Raw genomic sequence first — 17,326 nt, forward strand, 5'->3', positions numbered from 1 at the left:
GCGCTAGCTACACGCGGCCATGACGAGTTCGCGCACGCGCGCGGCGTCCGCCTGGCCCTTGGTCGCCTTCATCACCGCGCCGACGATCGCGCCCGCGGCCTGGACCTTCCCGCCGCGGATCTTCTCCACGATGTCCGGATTGGCGGCGAGCGCCTCGTCGACGGCCGCCTGGATCAGCGAGTCGTCGCGCACCACGGCCAGACCGCGGTCGGCCATCACCTGCTCGGGATCGCCCTCGCCGGCGAGCACGCCCTCGACCACCTGGCGGGCGAGCTTGTTGGACAGCTTGCCGTCGTCGACAAGCTTGACCACCGTGGCGACCTGCGCGGGCGTGATCGGCAGGGCTTCGAGTTCGACCCCGGACTCGTTGGCCTTCTGCACCAGGAAGTTTCCCCACCAGGCACGCGCCTGATCGCTGGAGGCGCCGTGGTCGACGGTGGCGGCGATCAGGTCCAGCGCACCGATGTTGACGAGGTCGCGCATCACCTCGTCGGAGATCCCCCAGTCCTGTTGAATCCGCTTGCGCGCCAGCCACGGAAGCTCGGGGATGGTCCGCCGCAGCTCCTCGACGAGCTCGGCGCTCGGAGCGACGGGCTCGAGGTCGGGTTCGGGGAAGTACCGGTAATCCTGGGCGGTTTCCTTGCTGCGGCCCGGCGAGGTGTACCCGTCCTCGTGGAAGTGGCGCGTCTCCTGCACGATCGAGCCGCCGGACTCCAGAACCGCTGCCTGGCGGCGCATCTCGTAGCGGACCGCCACCTCGACGCTCTTGAGCGAGTTCACGTTCTTCGTCTCGGTCCTGGTGCCGAACTCGGCCTGACCGATCGGCTTGATCGACACGTTGGAGTCGCAGCGCATCGAGCCCTGGTCCATCCGGACATCCGATACACCCAACGCGCGCAACAGATCTCGCAACGCGGTGACGTAGGCGCGCGCGATCTCGGGCGCCCGCTCCCCTGCGCCCTCCACGGGCTTGGTGACGATTTCGATCAGAGGTACCCCGGAGCGGTTGTAGTCGGCCAGCGACGTCGTCGCGCCCGCGATGCGCCCGGTGTCGCTGCCCAGGTGGGTCAGCTTGCCGGTGTCCTCCTCCATGTGGGCGCGTTCGATCTCGATGCGCCAGGTGGTGCCGTCGTCGAGCGGGACGTCGAGGTGGCCGTTGACCGCGATCGGTTCGTCGTACTGGGAGATCTGGTAGTTCTTCGGCTGATCCGGATAGAAGTAGTTCTTCCGGGCGAACCGGCCCCACGGCGCGATATCGCAGTTGAGCGCCAGGCCGATCCGGATCGCGGATTCGACGGCGCTCTGATTGAGCACCGGCAGCGAGCCGGGCAGCCCCAGGCACACGGGGCACACCTGGGTGTTGGGCTCGGCGCCGAACTTGTTCGCGCAGCCGCAGAACATCTTGGTCTCCGTCGAGAGCTCGACGTGCACCTCCAGGCCGAGCACCGGCTCGTACTTGGCGATGACCTCGTCGTAGTCGAGCAGCGTGGCGGTCGCCGAAGTCACGGAAGTCATGAACCAGATCCTAGTGGGTCACCTTTTCCCGCCGAGCAGACGCAAACTCGTGCGTTTCGCCCGCCACACGCCGGAGTGTGTTCTGCTCGCGGGGCGTCAGCCGAAGAACTCGGCCGCGTCGTCGTAGCGGCTCTGCGGGACGAGTTTGAGCTGGCGCACCGCGTCGGCCAGCGGTACCCGGCCGATCTCGGTGCCACGCGCCGACACCATCATCCCGTATTCGCCCGCGTGGGCGGCGTCGGCGGCGTTCACCCCGAAGCGGGTGGCCAGCACCCGGTCGAACGCCGTGGGCGTGCCGCCGCGCTGAACATGTCCCAGCACGGTGACGCGGACGTCCTTCTTGATCCGCTTCTCCACCTCGACCGCCAGCTGCGCCGCGACGCCGGTGAACTTCTCGTGGCCGAACTCGTCCATGCCGCCCTGGCGCAGCTGCATCGATCCCTCGGCCGGCTTGGCGCCCTCGGCGACCACGCAGATGAAGTGTGCGTCGCCGCGCTGGAACCGCTGCTTGACCAGCCGGCACACCTCTTCGACGTCGAACGGCTGCTCGGGGATCAGCGTCATGTGGGCGCCCGAGGCCATCCCGGCGTTCAGCGCGATCCAGCCGGCGTGGCGGCCCATCACCTCGACGAGCATCACGCGCTGGTGGGACTCGGCGGTGCTGTGCAACCGGTCGATCGCCTCGGTCGCGATGGTCAGCGCGGTGTCGTGGCCGAAAGTCACGTCGGTGCAATCGATGTCGTTGTCGATTGTCTTGGGCACACCGACCACCGGCACGCCTTCCTCGGACAACCAGTGCGCCGCGGTCAGCGTGCCCTCTCCCCCGATCGGGATCAGCACGTCGATGCCGTTGTCCTCCAGCGTCTGCTTGATCTGGTCCAGCCCGGCGCGCAGCCTGTCCGGGTTGGTCCTGGCGGTGCCGAGCATCGTGCCGCCCTTGGCGAGCAGGCGGTCGTTGCGATCGTCGTTCTTCAGCTGGATACGACGGTCTTCGAGCAGTCCCCGCCAGCCGTCGAGGAACCCGACGACCGACGAGCCGTACCGCGCGTCACAGGTGCGCACCACCGCTCTGATGACCGCGTTCAGGCCAGGACAGTCGCCGCCACCGGTCAAGACTCCGATCCGCATGCGACCATCCTCCCCTGTCAGAGCGCGGTTGGCAGCGAACCGCGGGCAGCTTCGTAGGCGGCGCCCACCCGGTAGAGCCGGTCGTCGGCCAGTGCCGGGGCCATGATCTGCAGACCGACGGGCAGGTTGTCGTCGGCCGACAGCCCCGACGGCACCGACATCCCGCAGTGGCCCGCAAGGTTCAGCGGCAGCGTGCACAGGTCGAACAGGTACATCGACAGCGGGTCGTCGACCTTCTCCCCGAGGCGGAATGCCGTGGTCGGGGTCGCCGGGGACACCAGCACGTCGACCTTCTGGTACGCCGCGTCGAGGTCGCGGGCGATCAGGGTGCGCACCTTCTGGGCCTGGTTGTAATAGGCGTCGTAGTAGCCGGCCGACAGCGCGTAGGCGCCGATCATGATGCGTCGCTTCACCTCGGGCCCGAAGCCGGCCGCGCGCGTCATCGCCATCACTTCCTCGGCGCTGTGGGTGCCGTCGTCGCCGGCCCGCATGCCGTAGCGCATGCCGTCGAACTTGGCGAGGTTCGACGACACCTCCGAGGGCAGGATCAGGTAGTAGGCCGGCAGCGAATAGTCGAAGTGCGGGCAGTCCACCTCGCTGACCTCGGCACCGAGCGCTGTCAGCTGCTCGACGGCGGCGTTGAACGACGCCAGCACGCCGGGTTGATAGCCCTCGCCGCTGCGCAGCTGCTTCACCACGCCGACGCGGACGCCCGCGAGGTCGCCCTCGGCGCCGGCCCTGGCCGCGGCCACCACATCGGGAACCGGAGCGTCGACCGACGTGGAGTCCCGGGGATCGTGGCCGGCGATGACCTGGTGCAGCAGCGCGGTGTCGAGCACCGTGCGTGCGCAGGGCCCGCCCTGGTCCAGCGACGACGCGCACGCGATCAGGCCGTACCGCGACACGGTGCCGTAGGTCGGTTTCACGCCGACGGTCGCGGTGAGCGCCGCGGGCTGACGGATCGAGCCGCCGGTGTCGGATCCGATGGCCAGCGGAGCCTGGAACGCCGCCAGGGCAGCCGCACTGCCGCCACCCGAACCGCCGGGCACGCGTTCGGCGTCCCACGGGTTGCGGGTCGGACCGTAGGCAGAGTTCTCGGTCGAGCTGCCCATCGCGAACTCGTCCATGTTGGTCTTGCCCAGGATCGGGATGCCGGCGGAGCGCAGCCGCGCGGTGACCGTCGCGTCGTACGGGGATGTCCAGCCTTCGAGAATCCTGGAGCCGCAGGTGGTCGGCATGTCGGTGGTGGTGAAGACGTCCTTGAGCGCGAGCGGAACCCCGGCCAGCGGCGACGCCGGCTCCTCACCGGCCGCGACAGTCCTGTCGACGGCCGCCGCAGCCTCCAGCGCCCGCTCGCCGGCGACATGCAGGAAGGCGTGCAGCTCCCCGTCGGTGGCCGCGATCTGGTCGAGGCACGCCTGCGTGACCTCGGTCGAGGACACCTCCTTCGCGGCGATCTTCGCGCTCAGCGTGGCGGCGTCCAGCGTGATGAGCTCGTTCACTCTGCTTCTCCCAGGATGCGTGGCACGGCGAAACGTCCGTCCTCGGCCCGCGGCGCGGCGGCGAGCGCCTCGTCCTGGGTCAGGGACGGCTGCGTCTCATCGGGGCGGAACACGTTGACGACTCCGGCTGCTTCCCCGGGTCGCTCCGCTCCGGCCTGCCGAACCAGCGGGTTGTCGGTGGCCTCGACGCCGGCGACGTCGACGGCCTGGATCTGGCTGACGTGGCCGAGGATGGCGCCCAGCTGCCCGGCGAAGCTGTCGAGCTCGCTGTCTGTCAGGGCAAGGCGCGCGAGGCGGGCGAGGTGGGCAACCTCGTCTCGGGAGATCTGTGACACGACCACGAAGCCTAGTTCAACGACCGGTCGGCGAACCGCCCCAGCCGTGCGGGGGCGGCCGGCCTTCGAGTCGCCCGCACCTGAGGGTCCGTGACACAGTGTGGCCGTGCCTTCGTATCTGCTGCGGGTCCAGCTCGAGGACAGGCCGGGCAGTCTCGGCTCCTTGGCCGTGGCCCTGGGCTCGGTGGGCGCCGACATCCTGTCCCTGGACGTGGTGGAACGTGCCGCCGGCTATGCGATCGACGATCTGGTGGTGGAGCTGCCCCTCGGCGCCATGCCCGACATGCTGATCACCGCGGCCGAGAAGCTGCACGGCGTGTATGTCGACAGCATCCGCCCGCACACCGGGCTTCTCGAAGCCCACCGCGAGCTGGAGCTCATCGATCACGTCGCCGCCGCCGAGGGGAAACGGAACCGGCTGCAGGTACTGGTCGACGAGGCGCCGAAGGTCCTGCGGGTGGGGTGGTCGACGGTGGTTGCGCTGACCGCGTCGGGGCCCGAACGCCTGGCGGGAAGCCACGGCGCACCGGAGACCCAGGCCGCCGACCTGCCCTGGCTGCCGATCGAACGCGCCGAGGCGCTGGACGCGACCGCGGACTGGGTGCCGCAGGTGTGGCGCGACATGGACACCACCCTGGCGGCCGCGCCGCTGGGCGATCCGCACACGGCCGTGGTCCTGGGACGGCCCGGCGGGCCCGCGTTCCGTCCGAGCGAGGTCGCGCGGCTGGGCTACCTGGCCGGGATCATCACCACCATCGTGGGCTGACCACTACTCGGGATCGCCGGCCGGTTCGGTCACCTCGGGATCGCCGGCGGGTTCGGTCACCTCGGGTCCGGTGTCCAAAAGACGCTGGAAGCCCGCTTCGTCGAGCACGGGCACGCCCAGCTCGATCGCCTTGTCGTACTTCGACCCGGGCGCATCGCCGGCCACCACATACGCGGTCTTCTTCGACACCGAGCTGGCGGCTTTCCCACCGCGGGCGATGATCGCCTCCTTGGCCTGGTCGCGGCTGAAGCCGGTCAGCGAGCCCGTCACCACGATCGACAACCCTTCGAGGGTGCGCTCGATGCTCGCGTCCCGTTCGTCGGCCATCCTGACCCCGGCGTCGCGCCATTTGTCGACGATCGCGCGATGCCAGTCCACCGTGAACCAGTCGATGACCGCGGCCGCGATGGTCGGGCCCACGCCCTCGGTGCCCGCGAGCTGCTCCTCGGAGGCCGCGATGATCGCCTCGAGGCTGCCGAACTCGGTGGCCAGCGCGCGCGCCGCGGTCGGGCCGACGTGCCGGATGGACAGGGCCACCAGCACACGCCACAACGGCTGCGCCTTGGCCTTGCCCAGGTTGGTCAGCAACCGCTTGCCGTTCGCCGAGACCTCACCGGCCTTGGTGGTGAACAGCTCGGTACGCAGCAGGTCGTCGGCGGTCAGCCCGAACAGGTCGCCCTCGTCGGTGATGACCCCGGCCTGCAGGAGGGCGATCGCGGCCTCGTAGCCGAGCCCTTCGATGTCGAAGGCGCCGCGGCCGGCGACGTGAAACACGCGCTCGCGCAACTGCGCCGGGCACGTCCGGGAGTTGGGGCACCGGATGTCGGCGTCGCCCTCCTTGGCCGGCGCCAGCAGCGTGCCGCACTCCGGGCAGTGCGTGGGGAACACGAACTCGCGCTCGGAGCCGTCGCGCAGGTCGGCCACCGGGCCGAGCACCTCGGGGATGACGTCGCCGGCCTTGCGGATCACCACGGTGTCGCCGATGAGCACGCCCTTGCGCTTGACCTCCGAGGCGTTGTGGAGGGTGGCGAGTCCGACGGTGGACCCGGCGACCTTCACCGGTTCCATGTACGCGAACGGCGTCACGCGCCCGGTGCGCCCGACGTTGACGCGGATGTCGAGGAGCTTGGTCTGCGCCTCCTCGGGCGGGTACTTGTAGGCGACGGCCCACCTCGGTGCCCGCGACGTCGCTCCGAGGCGCCGCTGCAGTGCGACGTCGTCGACTTTGACCACCAGGCCGTCGATTTCGTGTTCGACGTCGTGGCGGTGTTCACCCCAGTACGCGATGCGTTCGGTGACCGCTTCCAGCCCGGTCACAGCGGCGGTGTGGTCCGAGACGGGCAGACCCCACGCCTTGAGCGCGCGGTAGGCCTCGTGCAGCGTGGCGAACGGGAAGCCACCGGCGGCTTCGATGTGCCCGAGGCCGTGGCAGATCATCCGCAGGCGACGCCGGGCGGTGACCGCCGGATTCTTCTGGCGCAGCGAACCGGCCGCGCTGTTACGTGGGTTGGCGAACGGCGGCTTGCCCTCGGCGACGAGCCCGGCGTTCAGATCTTCGAAGTCGGCCACCCGGAAGAAGACCTCGCCGCGCACCTCCAGGACGGCGGGAAGAGGGAATTCGTCTGTGCCGGTAAGCTTTTCCGGAATGTCGTCGATGGTGCGGGCGTTGAGCGTCACGTCCTCCCCGGTGCGCCCGTCGCCCCGGGTGGCCGCACGTTCCAACCGTCCGTTGCGGTACACGAGCGCCAGCGCGACCCCGTCGATCTTCAGCTCGCACAGATACTGGGCGTTGGCGCCGATCTCGTTCTTGATGCGGCCCGCCCACGCCGCGAGCTCGTCGGGGGTGAACACGTTGTCGAGGCTGAGCATCCGCTCGAGGTGGTCGGCCGAGGTGAAGTCGGTCGCAAAGCCCGCACCGCCGACGAGCTGCGTCGGCGAATCCGGGGTGCGCAGCTCCGGATGGTCGTCTTCGAGCGCCTGCAGGGTGCGCAGCAGGGTGTCGAATTCGGCGTCGGTGATGATCGGCGAGTCGCGCACGTAGTAGCGGAACTGGTGTTCGCGGACCTCGTCGGCCAGCTCCTGCCAGCGACGCCGCACGTCCGCAGCAGGCGCGTCATCGGCCTGTTCGGCCAGCACCGATTCGGGATCCGGGGTCGCCTTGGCACTCACCCTGGCAGGCTATCGAAGGGCGCCGACACAGTTCGCCCGACCGGGCGGGATCAGCTCAGTAGGCTGCACCCATGCCGCACCCGATCATGTTTGGCGACGACGACATGGGCTTGGCGGAGGTGCGCGAGATCGCGCTCGGGTTCCCGGAGGCGTTCGAGAAGGTCTCGTGGGGCCGGCCGGTGTTCTGCGCGCCGAAGATGTTCGTCGTCTACGGCGGCAGCGTGAAGGGTCCGCCCGAGGACGATCACGTGCAGTACCCCCATTCGGTCCTGGTCAAGGTCGACGACGGCGACCGCGCGGCACTCGAACAGGACCGCCGCTTCTTCTTCCCCGCCTACCTGGGTCCGTTCGGGTGGCTCGGCCTCGACCTGACCGCCGCGACGGTCGACTGGCGTGAGGTCGCCGAACTGGCCGATGCGTCCTTCCGTCTGGTGGCGCCCAAGAAGTTGATCACCCAGCTCGACCAACGCCGACCCGCAGACGTTCGCGTCATGATTCGATCGGAGACACCATGAGCTTCTCAAGCCCCTTCCCCGAAGTCGACATCCCCACCACCAGCGTCTACGACTATCTGTTCTCCGGCTTTTCCGGCCCGGACGACCCCGACCTCGACCGGGTCGCTCTGATCGACGCCACGTCGGGCCGGCAGACCACCTACCGGGAGATGGTGGCCCGCATCGACTCGTTCGCCGGGGCGCTGGCCGCCCGCGGCATCGGCGTCGGCGACGTGGTCGGTCTGCTCGCGCCGAACAGCTCGGCGTTCGCCGTGGCGTTCCACGGGATCCTGCGCGCCGGCGCGACGGCCACGACGATCAACGCACTGTTCACCGCCAAGGACATCGCCAAGCAGTTGACCGACTCCCGGGCCAGGATGCTGATCACCGTCACACCGCTGCTGGCCCAGGCCGAGGAGGGTGCCGCCGCGGCGGGTCTGGGCGACGAGGACCTCGTCGTACTCGACGGTGCGGGCCGCGACGGCTCCGGCGACGGTGCCGGCCACCCGAACGCCACCGACCTGCTCGCTTCCGACGCGCCTGCCCCGGAGGTGAACTTCGCCCCGTCCTCGCATCTGGCCGTGCTGCCGTACAGCTCGGGGACGACGGGAAATCCCAAGGGCGTCATGCTCACTCACCGCAACCTGGTCGCCAACGTCGCGCAGATCCGTCCGCTGCACGGCATGGTGCCCGACGACGTGGTGCTGGCCGTGCTCCCGTTCTTCCACATCTACGGCATGACGGTGCTGCTCAATGCCGCGGTCCACGCCCGGGCGCGGCTGGTCATCATGCCGAGCTTCGACCTCGACGGGTTCCTGCGCAACATCGCCGAGCACAGGTGCACGATCGCGTTCATCGCACCGCCGGTGGCGGTGGCGCTGGCCAAGCATCCGCTGGTCGACGAGCACGACCTGTCCTCGCTCAACGTGGTCATGTCGGGGGCGGCGCCGCTCGACGCCGATCTGGGGCATGCCGTCGCGAAGCGTCTGGGCTGCAAGGTCGTTCAGGGTTACGGGATGAGCGAGCTGAGTCCGGTCAGCCACATCACGCCGTTCGACGGCGGCCGGCTGGACATGCACGACGAGGCACCCTTGAGTTCGGTCGGCTGGACGGTGTCCAACGCCGCCTCCAAACTGGTCGACCCGGAGACCGGCGACGAGATCGGCATTCCCGAGGAGGGTTTGAGCAAGACCGGCGAGCTGTGGTTCAAGGGCCCGAACGTGATGGCCGGCTATCTCAACAACGAGGCGGCGACCGAGGAGACCATCGACGCCGACGGCTGGCTGCACACCGGCGATCTGGCGCAGGTCGATTCCCGCGGCCTGGTGTACATCGTCGACCGACTCAAGGAACTGATCAAATACAAGGGCTACCAGGTTCCGCCGGCCGAACTGGAAGCGGTGCTGCTCTCCCATCCCGACATCGCCGACGCCGCGGTGATCGGCGTGCGCGACGACGAGGGCGAGGAGGTCCCGAAGGCCTTCGTGGTGACCCAGTCGGGTGCCGAGCTCACCGATGCCGAGGTCATCGAGTTCGTGGCCGGACAGGTGGCCCCGTACAAGAAGGTCCGTCAGGTGCAGTTCATCGACGCGATCCCGAAGTCCGCGTCGGGCAAGATCCTGCGCAAGGACCTGCGGACGGGTTAGAGCCGCGCAACCTGGTTGCGGCCCTTCGTCTTCGCCTCGTAGAGCGCGCGGTCGGCCCGCACCACCGAATCCTGCAGGGTGTCCTGGTCCCGGTGTTCGGTGTAGCCGATCGAGCACGTCTGACCCGAGGGCACACACCGACGCAGCCGCTGCAGGATGGTCTCGGCCTCGCCGGGAGTCGTCCCGGGGAGGGCGACGATGAATTCCTCACCGCCCCAACGGGCGAGGACATCGGTGCTGCGGATCACCGCGGCGGCCGCGGTGGCGAACTGCTGCAGCAGGGCATCGCCGGCGGTGTGTCCGCGAGTGTCGTTGTAGGACTTGAAGTTGTCGAGGTCTATCACCGCGATCGCCATCGGGGCGGTGTCGGCGGGGCCGGCCAGCATCTGTCCGACCCGCAGATCCCAGGCCCGCCGGTTCAGCAGGCCGGTGAGCGGGTCGGTCGAGGCGACGTGCTTGAGCTCCGCGTGCGCGGCCGCCGCCTCCGAGACGTCGCGCACCTCCAGTTGCACGCTCTGTTCCCCGGAGTGGTTGACCGCGGTCGCGTGGAACTCCACCGCGACCTCGGTGCCGTCCAGCCGTCGCAGCACTCCCCGTCGGGCGCGGACCGACTGCCTGCCGGCGAGCGTCTCGTCGAGCAGTGCCTTGGTGAGCCGCTGGATGCGCGCGGGAACGAAGCGCAGCGCCGGCATCGACGCGACCTGCTCGGCACTGTCCGCACCGAGAAGCGCCACCCCCTCGGGGTTGACATAGGCGAGCTCGCCGTCGGCGTCGACGACGATCACCGCGGCGGGCGAATGCTCCACCAGGGCCCGCCACCGCTGCTCGGCCGCGGCGTGCGCGGCCCGTGCCGTCACCAGCTCGGTCACGTCGGTGCTGACCCCTCCCACCCCGATGACGTCTCCGACGTCGTCGAGGAGGGGGAACTTCGTCGACCGGTAGGTGTGCACGGAGCCGTCGGGATGCACCATCTCCTCGTTGAAGACGTGCAATTCTCCGCGGTCCATGATGCGCCGGTCGTTGCGGCGGTACCCGTCGGCGACGTCGCGGGGGAAGAAGTCGTAGTCGGTGCCACCGATCAGCGGACGGTCGACGCGGGTGACGTGCTGCAGCGCGTGATTGGCCATGAGGAACCGACCGTCGACGTCCTTGGCGAAGACCAGGACGTCGGTGTGTTCGAGAACGCCGCGCAGGACGTGCTGCTGCTGGCGCAGCGCCTCGTCAGCGGCGAGTCTGCGTTTGATCTCCGAGGTGTACTGCCGGGCGCGGCTGCGCAGCTGCAGCAGGCTGAGCACCTGGCGGGCGAGCGTCTGCAGGTGTGCGCGCTGGGCGTCGGACAGCGTCTTGGGCCGGCGGTCCATCACGCAGATGGTGCCCAGGCAGTAGCCCTCGTCGGTCAGGATCGGGGCGCCCGCGTAGAAGCGCAGGTACGGTTCGCCCACCACCATCGGATGGGTGGCGAAGCGCGGGTCCAGATGCGTGTCGGGGATCTCCAGCACAGCGACGCCCGCACCGATGGCGTACGCGCAGAACGACAACTCGCGCGGCGTCTCGGTGAGGTCGATGCCGTGGCGGGACTTGAGCCACTGGCGGCGGCTGTCGATGAAGGTCACCGCCGCCATGGGCGCGTCGCACAAGTACGCGGCGAGCGACGTCAGCCCGTCGAAGGACTTCTCGGGAGGGGTGTCGAGGATCTCGAACGCGTCCAGCGCGAGCAGGCGGGCGACCTCGGTGTCGGCTCGACCGTCGCCCGGGTCCGAACGCTTCCCCGACAACCGCATCAACCCCGTGACATCCGCGCGCTTTCCTGCGGCTGCCCCCAGCCCGCGCCCGCGACTGACACTAGACGAGTAACGGCTCCGGATCGAGGGTTATGCGCCGTCGGGATCCTCGGACAGGCCGTCGGCGGCGCGCTGCAGCACCTCGATCGCCGTGCGCGCCCAGGCCGTCGTCGCCAAGGCGAGCCCGCATTCCGGGGTGATCCCTATCCGGTCGCGCAGCACGCTGCGTGCAAAGCCCAGCCGGTCCGTGACGGCCGCCACGTCGGCGGCGACCTGTTCCGGCGCCGGCCTGGGCCCGGTGGCCGCGGTCGGCACGATCCCGAGCAGCACCGTCCGGCCTGAGTCGACGAACTCCCCCACCCCGTCGAGATCAGCCGCCGACAGGGTGCCCACATCGACCGAAACGGCATGAATGGCGCTGCGCTGCAACATCTTCCACGGTAGCTCGGCGGCGCAACTGTGCACTGCCACCTCGCCGCCCACCACCGCGACGCATTCGTCGAGCAGCTCGGCGACGACCGCCTCGTCCACGGGGTGCACGGGGCTCAGGCTCGTCACCCCGGTGAGCCTGCCCGCCAGCGCGGCGGGAAGCGACGGCTCGTCGAACTGGACCACGACCGTGCTCTCCAGCCGGCGCTCCAGCTGCCGTCGGTGGTGGGCCATCCCTTCGGCCAGGGAGCTGGTCAGGTCGCGCACCGCCCCGGGGTCGGTGATCGCCCGGTGCCCGCCGGGAAGTTCGAGTTGTGCAGCCAGCGTCACCGGCCCGGGGGCCTGGATCTTCACGGCACGGTCGCTGCCGCGCAGGCCGGCGGTCTCCCAGGCCTCTTCGAGGGCGTCGAGGTCCTCGTCCAGCAGGCTGGTCGCGCGCCGGGTCACCGCCGTCCGCCCCGACGCGATGCGGTATCCCCTCGGCACGGTGTCGAGCGTGATGTCCACCAGCAGAGCTCCGGCGCGGCCGATCATGTCGGCGCCCGGGCCGCGGGCAGGCAACTCGACCAGGTGTGGCAGGCGGTGGAGTTCCCCGACGACCACCTCGGCGGCTTCCCGTGCCGAGGTGCCGGGCCAGGATCCGATGCCCGTAGCGGTCGCGAAAACAGTCACTCGCCCGACGATATTCGACGGACTAGGGTCTGGGTATGACGGGCCGCGCCTACGCGTCGGCGCTGTGCGCCGCAGCGATCGTGGCTGCCGGGTGCACGCAGACCGTCGAGGGCACGGCGGTGCGGCCGATCCCGGGCATCGACGACGATTCGCGGTCGCCGGTGGATGTCGACACCGTGCTTCTGGGGCGGGCGCAGATGCAGGCCATCACCGGGGCGGGCGAGGACCTGACCCCGATTCCCGGCACCGACAGCAAGTTCCCGGTCGACATCGACTTCTTGATGAGAACCGTTCCCCCACAATGTGAATGGCTCTACGCCGAGACGCAGGTCTTCGGTGCGGACGTCGAGGAGTTCCACAAGTCGATGTACCAGAACCCGCCCGGCGGCGGACTGATCTCGCAGGCGGCCGCGGGCTATCGCGATTCCGAGACCGCGCAGCAGGTGTTCGCCTCGATGGTCGGACAGATCCAGGGATGCGGCGCGACGGACTCCGGGCGCGCCATGGTCGGCGAGGTGACCGCCACGACGGATGCGGTGCAGACCAGGCCGGGCGGCTGCGGGCGCGACTACCGGGTCAAGTCGGCGGTGATGGTGGAGATCACCTTCTGCGCGTTCCCGGATTCGGTGCCCGACATCGTGATGACGAACATCCTGGCCAACGTGCCGGGCTGACTCAGTGTGTGGCGCGGATCGTGGCGCTCCCCAGCACCTCGTCGCCCTCGGGGTCGGGCCGGTAGAGCACGAGGGTCTGACCGGGCGCCACACCGCGCAGCGGACTGCGCAGCGCCACGTCCAGGGTGTCGCCGCGCAGTTCGGCGACGGCGTCGACGACACCACCGTGCGCACGCACCTGCACCGTGCATTCGAAGGGACCGTCGGGGGCCACGCCGGAGGTGAACACCGGGGCGTCGCCTTCAAGGCGCGTGATCTCCAACTCGGCGACGTCGCCGACGTGCACGGTGCCGGTCTGGGCGTCGATGCCCGTCACGTACCGGGGACGTCCGTCAGGTCCGGGTCCGGGGATGCCCAGCCCCTTGCGCTGACCGATGGTGAAGCCGTGCACGCCGTCGTGCTCGGCCAGGACGGTGCCGGCCGAATCGACGACGCTGCCACGCCGCACCCCGATGCGCGCACCGAGGAACGCACGGGTGTCGCCGGACGGGATGAAGCAGATGTCGTGGCTGTCGGCCTTGTCGGCCACCGACAGACCGCGGCGGGCCGCCTCTTCGCGGATCTGCGACTTGGGGGTGTCGCCGATCGGGAAGACCGCGTGCCGCAACTGGTCGGCGGTCAGGACCGCCAGCACATACGACTGGTCCTTGTCGTGGTCGACTGCGCGTCGCAGCCGGCCGCCGGACAGCCGGGCGTAGTGCCCCGTCGCCAGGGCGTCGAAGCCCAGGGCGAGTGCGCGAGAGGCCAACGCGGAGAACTTGATCCGCTCATTGCAGCGCACGCAGGGGTTCGGGGTCTCGCCGCGCGCATAGGATTCGACGAAGTCGTCGATCACGTCTTCTTTGAACCGGTCGGCGAAATCCCAGACGTAGAACGGGATCTCCAGCACGTCGGCGACCCGGCGGGCGTCACCGGCGTCCTCCTTCGAACAGCAGCCACGCGATCCGGTGCGCAGCGTCCCCGGCGCCGACGACAGCGCCAGGTGCACTCCGACGACCTCGTGTCCGGCGTCGACCATCCGGGCGGCCGCCACCGAGGAATCGACGCCACCGCTCATGGCGACCAGTACCCGCATGGCTAGTGCCGTCCCGAGCTGGCCAGGGCGGCCTGCCGCGCACGCTCGACCGCGGCAGGCAGAACGTCCAGGGCCGCCTGGACGTCGGCCTCGGAGCTGGTGTGCCCCAGCGACAGACGCAGGGAGCCGCGGGCACTGGCCGGATCGGCGCCCATCGCGGTCAGCACGTGGGACGGCTGCGCCACGCCGGCCGTGCAGGCCGACCCGGTCGAGCACTCGATTCCTCTGGCGTCCAACAACATCAAAAGCGAATCACCCTCGCAGCCGCGGAAGGTGAAATGCGCGTTGCCGGGCAGCCGGCCCATGCCCTGCGCACCGTTGACGTCGACGTCGTCGATGGCGGCGAGAACGCCCTCGACGAGCCGGTCGCGCAGGTCGCGGATGCGCACGCTGCCCGTTTCCATGGCCTCGACGGCGACGCGCGCGGCCGCCGCCATACCGACGACTCCGGCGACATCCTGCGTGCCCGAACGCACGTCGCGCTCCTGACCGCCGCCGTGCAGCAGCGGCACGCACGCGGTGTCGCGGCGCAGCAGCAACGCCCCGATCCCGGTGGGCCCGCCGAACTTGTGGGCGGCGATGCTCATCGCCGCGAGTCCGCTGTCCGCGAAGTCGACAGGGAGCGCGCCGATGGCCTGCACCGCGTCGCTGTGCATCGGGATCCCGAATTCCGCTGCGACGGCGGCGAGTTCCCTGATCGGCATGATCGTGCCGACCTCGTTGTTGGCCCACATCACCGAGATCAACGCCACGTCGGCGGAATCGCGCAGCGCCTCCCTGAGGTCGGCGGGACTGACCGCCCCGTGTTCGTCGACCGGAAGCCACGTCACCTCGGCGTCCTCGTGGTCGACCAGCCACTGCACGGCGTCCAGGACGGCGTGGTGTTCGACGGGCGTGGTGACGATCCGGCGCAGCTGCGGATCCGAGTCGCGGCGGGCCCAGTAGATGCCCTTGACGGCGAGGTTGTCGCTCTCGGTGCCGCCCGCGGTGAAGATCACCTCGGACGGGCGCGCCCCCAGGAGATGGGCCAGGGTCTCGCGGGACTCCTCCAGCCGCCGCCTGGCCAGCCGGCCCGACCCGTGCAGCGACGACGCGTTGCCGACCGTCGCCATCGCAGCGGTCATCGCCTCGATGGCGGCGGGACGCATCGGGGTGGTGGCGGCGTGGTCGAGGTAGACCGGCCTGGGAGGAGCCGCGGACGCAGACATAGCGGTTCCAGAATAGCCGCCGTACGCCGCGGCACCGCTATCGCGGCTAGGCCGCGAGGGCGTGACCCTCGCCGCAGCTCAGCGACGTCAGCTGCGTCGATTGCGCGTCGTCGCCCCGGACCGCGGCTTCGCAGCGCGCGGCCAGGTCCCTGCGGTCCTCGCCGGGCAGTTGCAGGGACTCGACGGTGACGTGGCAGACGGTGCGCCGCGCGGTGATGACGCGCGTGATGGAGGTCAGCAGCGAGTCGTCGCCGACGAACGCGGGCACGGTGGAGGGGCGCCCGTTCCGGTGGCGGTAGCTCAGCCGCAGGGGCTGCACCGGCCTGCCTGCGTCGATGGCCGCCTGGAACATCGCCGGGCGGAAGCGTCCGTAACCGAGCCCGCACCAGGTCGTGCCCTCGGGGAACGCGACCACGGTGTGACCCGCCCGCAGGCGCTCGGCCACCGCCGCCACCACAGCGGGCAGCCGGCGCAGGCAGCCGCGGTCGATCGGGATGACCTTCATGAGCCGCACGACCGGGCCCAGCGCGGGCCAGTTCACCAGGTCCGCGCGGGCCACGAACGAGCCCGGCAAGACCGTGCCGATCGCGAAGACGTCGATCCAGGACACGTGGCCGCTGACCACCAGCACACCGCGCAGGTTGCGGATCGGTCCGCCGGAGACGGCCATCCGCACCCCGAGGCTGCGCAGCATGAGGCGGCAGAATCCGCGTTGCAGATGTGCGCGACCCGGAAGTGGCAGAGCAAGCACCCACACTCCGGCGAACACCGTGAGCGCCGCGGCGATGCGCACCGATGTGCGCAGCGCGACCACCCACCGCCGTCCGGGGCCGTCGGCGCCGGCATGGACGCACCCCTCACCGCAGGTCGCGCGCTGCAGCCAGGCGTGTTCGGCGGTCAGCGTCATGACCGCGCCCCGTCCGAGACCGCGTCGGTGGCCGCGCCGACCGAGCGCAGCCGTCGCAGATAGCGCGTGTCGGCCCGTCGCTTGTCCAGCAGGGCGGGGAAGTCGCCGACGCCGAAGTCGGGGTCGTGGGCGGGCTCTCCGCACACCTGGGCCCCCAGCCGCAGGTAGCCCCGCATCAGCGGGGGCACCGAGACGCGCGGCGGGGGCGCGATCTCGTCGAGGCCGCGGCCGTCGATCACCACGGGCCGGTACGGGTGGACGGTGTGTTCGGCCGGGGCGGCGTTGCGGCGCATCACGAAATCGCGGACTCCGCGCAGCCGCGAACCCGGCGGGGTGTGGCCCTCGGGGTCGAGGACCGGCACCGACACACACCCGGTCACGTAGTCGTATCCGCTCTGATCCAGGTAGGCCAGGATGCCGGCCCACATCAGCAGGACCACGGCCCCGTTGCGGTGGCCGTCGCGCACGACGGCACGCCCCATCTCCACCAGCGACGGACGCAGCGCGTCGAGGGCGGTGACGTCGAATTCGGTGGCGGTGTAGAGGCCTCCGGCGGCGATCGCGCCCGGGGGCGGCAGCATGCGGTAGCAGCCGACGAGTTCACCGGTGCCGTCGTCGCGCACCAGCAGGTGGTCGCAGTGTTCGTCGAAGCGGTCCGCATCCAGCCCGCCGCCGTCGTCGCCGAGGGCGAACCCCGGCTCGGAGGTGAACACCTCGTGGCGCAGGCGTTGCGCCGCCTCGATGGATTCGTTGTCGGTGCACAGGAGCATCGAATAGCGCGGTGCCGGCCCCGCGGGGGTGGAAACGGCCGTGTCGTCGCTGCGGATGAGTACAGAAGCAGTGCCCATAGCCTGCACGGTCGCGCAGATGTCGGGCGCGTCGGCGATCTGCGCGTGACGTGTTCGTGAGCGCTGGGTGACGGTTCGGTTCGCACGGACCTCGCCACGGACCCCGTCTCACGGCATCACGCACAAGGCCCCCACCTCGTGGCGAGGTGGGGGCCTTATGGAGCCGTTGGGCGGCGG

The 17,326-nt window shown here is 70.2% G+C and carries 15 protein-coding genes; 4 read left to right on the forward strand and 11 right to left on the reverse strand.

Features of this window, described 5'->3' with window-relative positions; genetic code table 11:
* Window positions 1–3 precede the first annotated feature (3 nt).
* The 4 genes from gatB to gatC all read right to left on the reverse strand — a co-directional run bounded on the left by gatB (window position 4) and on the right by gatC (window position 4,480).
* Complete coding sequence (gatB, locus tag FHR72_RS14795) at window positions 4–1,515, reverse strand: Asp-tRNA(Asn)/Glu-tRNA(Gln) amidotransferase subunit GatB (protein ID WP_183469274.1); 1,512 nt, start codon at window positions 1,513–1,515, stop codon at window positions 4–6.
* A 96-nt stretch (window positions 1,516–1,611) separates the two neighbouring features.
* Window positions 1,612–2,643, reverse strand: coding sequence for an ATP-dependent 6-phosphofructokinase (locus FHR72_RS14800; protein WP_183469276.1), 1,032 nt, complete (start codon window positions 2,641–2,643; stop codon window positions 1,612–1,614).
* A gap of 17 nt (window positions 2,644–2,660) precedes the next feature.
* Window positions 2,661–4,145, reverse strand: coding sequence for an Asp-tRNA(Asn)/Glu-tRNA(Gln) amidotransferase subunit GatA (gatA, locus tag FHR72_RS14805; RefSeq protein WP_183469278.1), 1,485 nt, complete (start codon window positions 4,143–4,145; stop codon window positions 2,661–2,663).
* The gene (gatC, locus tag FHR72_RS14810; protein WP_183469280.1) at window positions 4,142–4,480 is read right to left on the reverse strand and encodes an Asp-tRNA(Asn)/Glu-tRNA(Gln) amidotransferase subunit GatC; all 339 of its coding nucleotides are present in this window, start codon (window positions 4,478–4,480) and stop codon (window positions 4,142–4,144) included. Before gatC ends, gatA begins: the two co-directional genes overlap by 4 nt.
* 106 nt (window positions 4,481–4,586) lie before the next feature.
* Here gatC and FHR72_RS14815 point away from each other — a divergent pair, with 106 nt between their 5' ends.
* Window positions 4,587–5,246: an ACT domain-containing protein gene (locus FHR72_RS14815; protein ID WP_183469282.1), complete on the forward strand. Its 660-nt coding sequence runs from the start codon at window positions 4,587–4,589 to the stop codon at window positions 5,244–5,246.
* Between the two features lie 3 nt (window positions 5,247–5,249).
* Here FHR72_RS14815 and ligA read toward each other — a convergent pair whose 3' ends face one another.
* Window positions 5,250–7,415, reverse strand: coding sequence for an NAD-dependent DNA ligase LigA (gene ligA / locus FHR72_RS14820; protein ID WP_183469284.1), 2,166 nt, complete (start codon window positions 7,413–7,415; stop codon window positions 5,250–5,252).
* A 71-nt stretch (window positions 7,416–7,486) separates the two neighbouring features.
* On the opposite strand from ligA, the gene FHR72_RS14825 reads away from it, so the two are divergent.
* Together FHR72_RS14825 and FHR72_RS14830 are read left to right on the forward strand one after the other, a co-directional pair.
* Window positions 7,487–7,930: an MmcQ/YjbR family DNA-binding protein gene (locus FHR72_RS14825; RefSeq protein WP_183469286.1), complete on the forward strand. Its 444-nt coding sequence runs from the start codon at window positions 7,487–7,489 to the stop codon at window positions 7,928–7,930.
* A complete protein-coding gene (locus FHR72_RS14830; RefSeq protein WP_183469288.1) occupies window positions 7,927–9,555 on the forward strand; it encodes a 4-coumarate--CoA ligase family protein in 1,629 nt (542 codons plus the stop codon). The genes FHR72_RS14825 and FHR72_RS14830 overlap by 4 nt, the downstream gene beginning before the upstream one ends.
* Here FHR72_RS14830 and FHR72_RS14835 read toward each other — a convergent pair.
* Together FHR72_RS14835 and FHR72_RS14840 are read right to left on the reverse strand one after the other, a co-directional pair.
* Entirely contained in the window at window positions 9,552–11,336 is a 1,785-nt protein-coding gene (locus FHR72_RS14835; RefSeq protein WP_183469297.1) for a sensor domain-containing diguanylate cyclase, read from the reverse strand. The two genes, FHR72_RS14830 and FHR72_RS14835, sit on opposite strands and share 4 nt — an antisense overlap.
* 90 nt (window positions 11,337–11,426) lie before the next feature.
* Window positions 11,427–12,437, reverse strand: a complete 1,011-nt coding sequence (locus FHR72_RS14840; protein WP_183469299.1) for a uroporphyrinogen decarboxylase/cobalamine-independent methonine synthase family protein — start codon at window positions 12,435–12,437, stop codon at window positions 11,427–11,429.
* A gap of 35 nt (window positions 12,438–12,472) precedes the next feature.
* On the opposite strand from FHR72_RS14840, the gene FHR72_RS14845 reads away from it, so the two are divergent.
* The gene (locus FHR72_RS14845) at window positions 12,473–13,111 is read left to right on the forward strand and encodes a sensor domain-containing protein (protein ID WP_183469301.1); all 639 of its coding nucleotides are present in this window, start codon (window positions 12,473–12,475) and stop codon (window positions 13,109–13,111) included.
* A gap of 1 nt (window position 13,112) precedes the next feature.
* On the opposite strand, the gene mnmA is transcribed toward FHR72_RS14845, so the two are convergent.
* From mnmA to FHR72_RS14865, 4 genes are read right to left on the reverse strand one after another with little or no spacing between them, the layout of a single operon-like run.
* Window positions 13,113–14,186, reverse strand: a complete 1,074-nt coding sequence (gene mnmA, locus FHR72_RS14850) for a tRNA 2-thiouridine(34) synthase MnmA (RefSeq protein ID WP_183469303.1) — start codon at window positions 14,184–14,186, stop codon at window positions 13,113–13,115.
* A gap of 2 nt (window positions 14,187–14,188) precedes the next feature.
* Window positions 14,189–15,394, reverse strand: coding sequence for a cysteine desulfurase family protein (locus tag FHR72_RS14855; protein WP_183469305.1), 1,206 nt, complete (start codon window positions 15,392–15,394; stop codon window positions 14,189–14,191).
* Window positions 15,395–15,440: 46 nt separating this feature from the next.
* Window positions 15,441–16,301, reverse strand: a complete 861-nt coding sequence (locus FHR72_RS14860) for a lysophospholipid acyltransferase family protein (RefSeq protein ID WP_183469307.1) — start codon at window positions 16,299–16,301, stop codon at window positions 15,441–15,443.
* A complete protein-coding gene (locus tag FHR72_RS14865) occupies window positions 16,298–17,149 on the reverse strand; it encodes a GNAT family N-acetyltransferase (RefSeq protein WP_183469309.1) in 852 nt (283 codons plus the stop codon). The genes FHR72_RS14860 and FHR72_RS14865 overlap by 4 nt, the downstream gene beginning before the upstream one ends.
* Window positions 17,150–17,326 lie beyond the last annotated feature (177 nt).

This window comes from Mycolicibacterium iranicum (assembly GCF_014190915.1).
Classification (GTDB): Bacteria; Actinomycetota; Actinomycetes; order Mycobacteriales; family Mycobacteriaceae; genus Mycobacterium; species Mycobacterium iranicum_B.

What these genes read in the sequence shown, in the direction of transcription:
- gatB (WP_183469274.1), bottom strand. Translation starts at nt 1,515, where the DNA reads ATGACTTCCGTGACTTCGGCGACCGCCACGCTGCTCGACTACGACGAG.
- FHR72_RS14800 (WP_183469276.1), bottom strand. Translation starts at nt 2,643, where the DNA reads ATGCGGATCGGAGTCTTGACCGGTGGCGGCGACTGTCCTGGCCTGAAC.
- FHR72_RS14825 (WP_183469286.1), top strand. Translation starts at nt 7,487, where the DNA reads ATGCCGCACCCGATCATGTTTGGCGACGACGACATGGGCTTGGCGGAG.
- FHR72_RS14830 (WP_183469288.1), top strand. Translation starts at nt 7,927, where the DNA reads ATGAGCTTCTCAAGCCCCTTCCCCGAAGTCGACATCCCCACCACCAGC.
- FHR72_RS14835 (WP_183469297.1), bottom strand. Translation starts at nt 11,336, where the DNA reads ATGCGGTTGTCGGGGAAGCGTTCGGACCCGGGCGACGGTCGAGCCGAC.
- FHR72_RS14845 (WP_183469301.1), top strand. Translation starts at nt 12,473, where the DNA reads ATGACGGGCCGCGCCTACGCGTCGGCGCTGTGCGCCGCAGCGATCGTG.
- mnmA (WP_183469303.1), bottom strand. Translation starts at nt 14,186, where the DNA reads ATGCGGGTACTGGTCGCCATGAGCGGTGGCGTCGATTCCTCGGTGGCG.
- FHR72_RS14855 (WP_183469305.1), bottom strand. Translation starts at nt 15,394, where the DNA reads ATGTCTGCGTCCGCGGCTCCTCCCAGGCCGGTCTACCTCGACCACGCC.
- FHR72_RS14860 (WP_183469307.1), bottom strand. Translation starts at nt 16,301, where the DNA reads ATGACGCTGACCGCCGAACACGCCTGGCTGCAGCGCGCGACCTGCGGT.
- FHR72_RS14865 (WP_183469309.1), bottom strand. Translation starts at nt 17,149, where the DNA reads ATGGGCACTGCTTCTGTACTCATCCGCAGCGACGACACGGCCGTTTCC.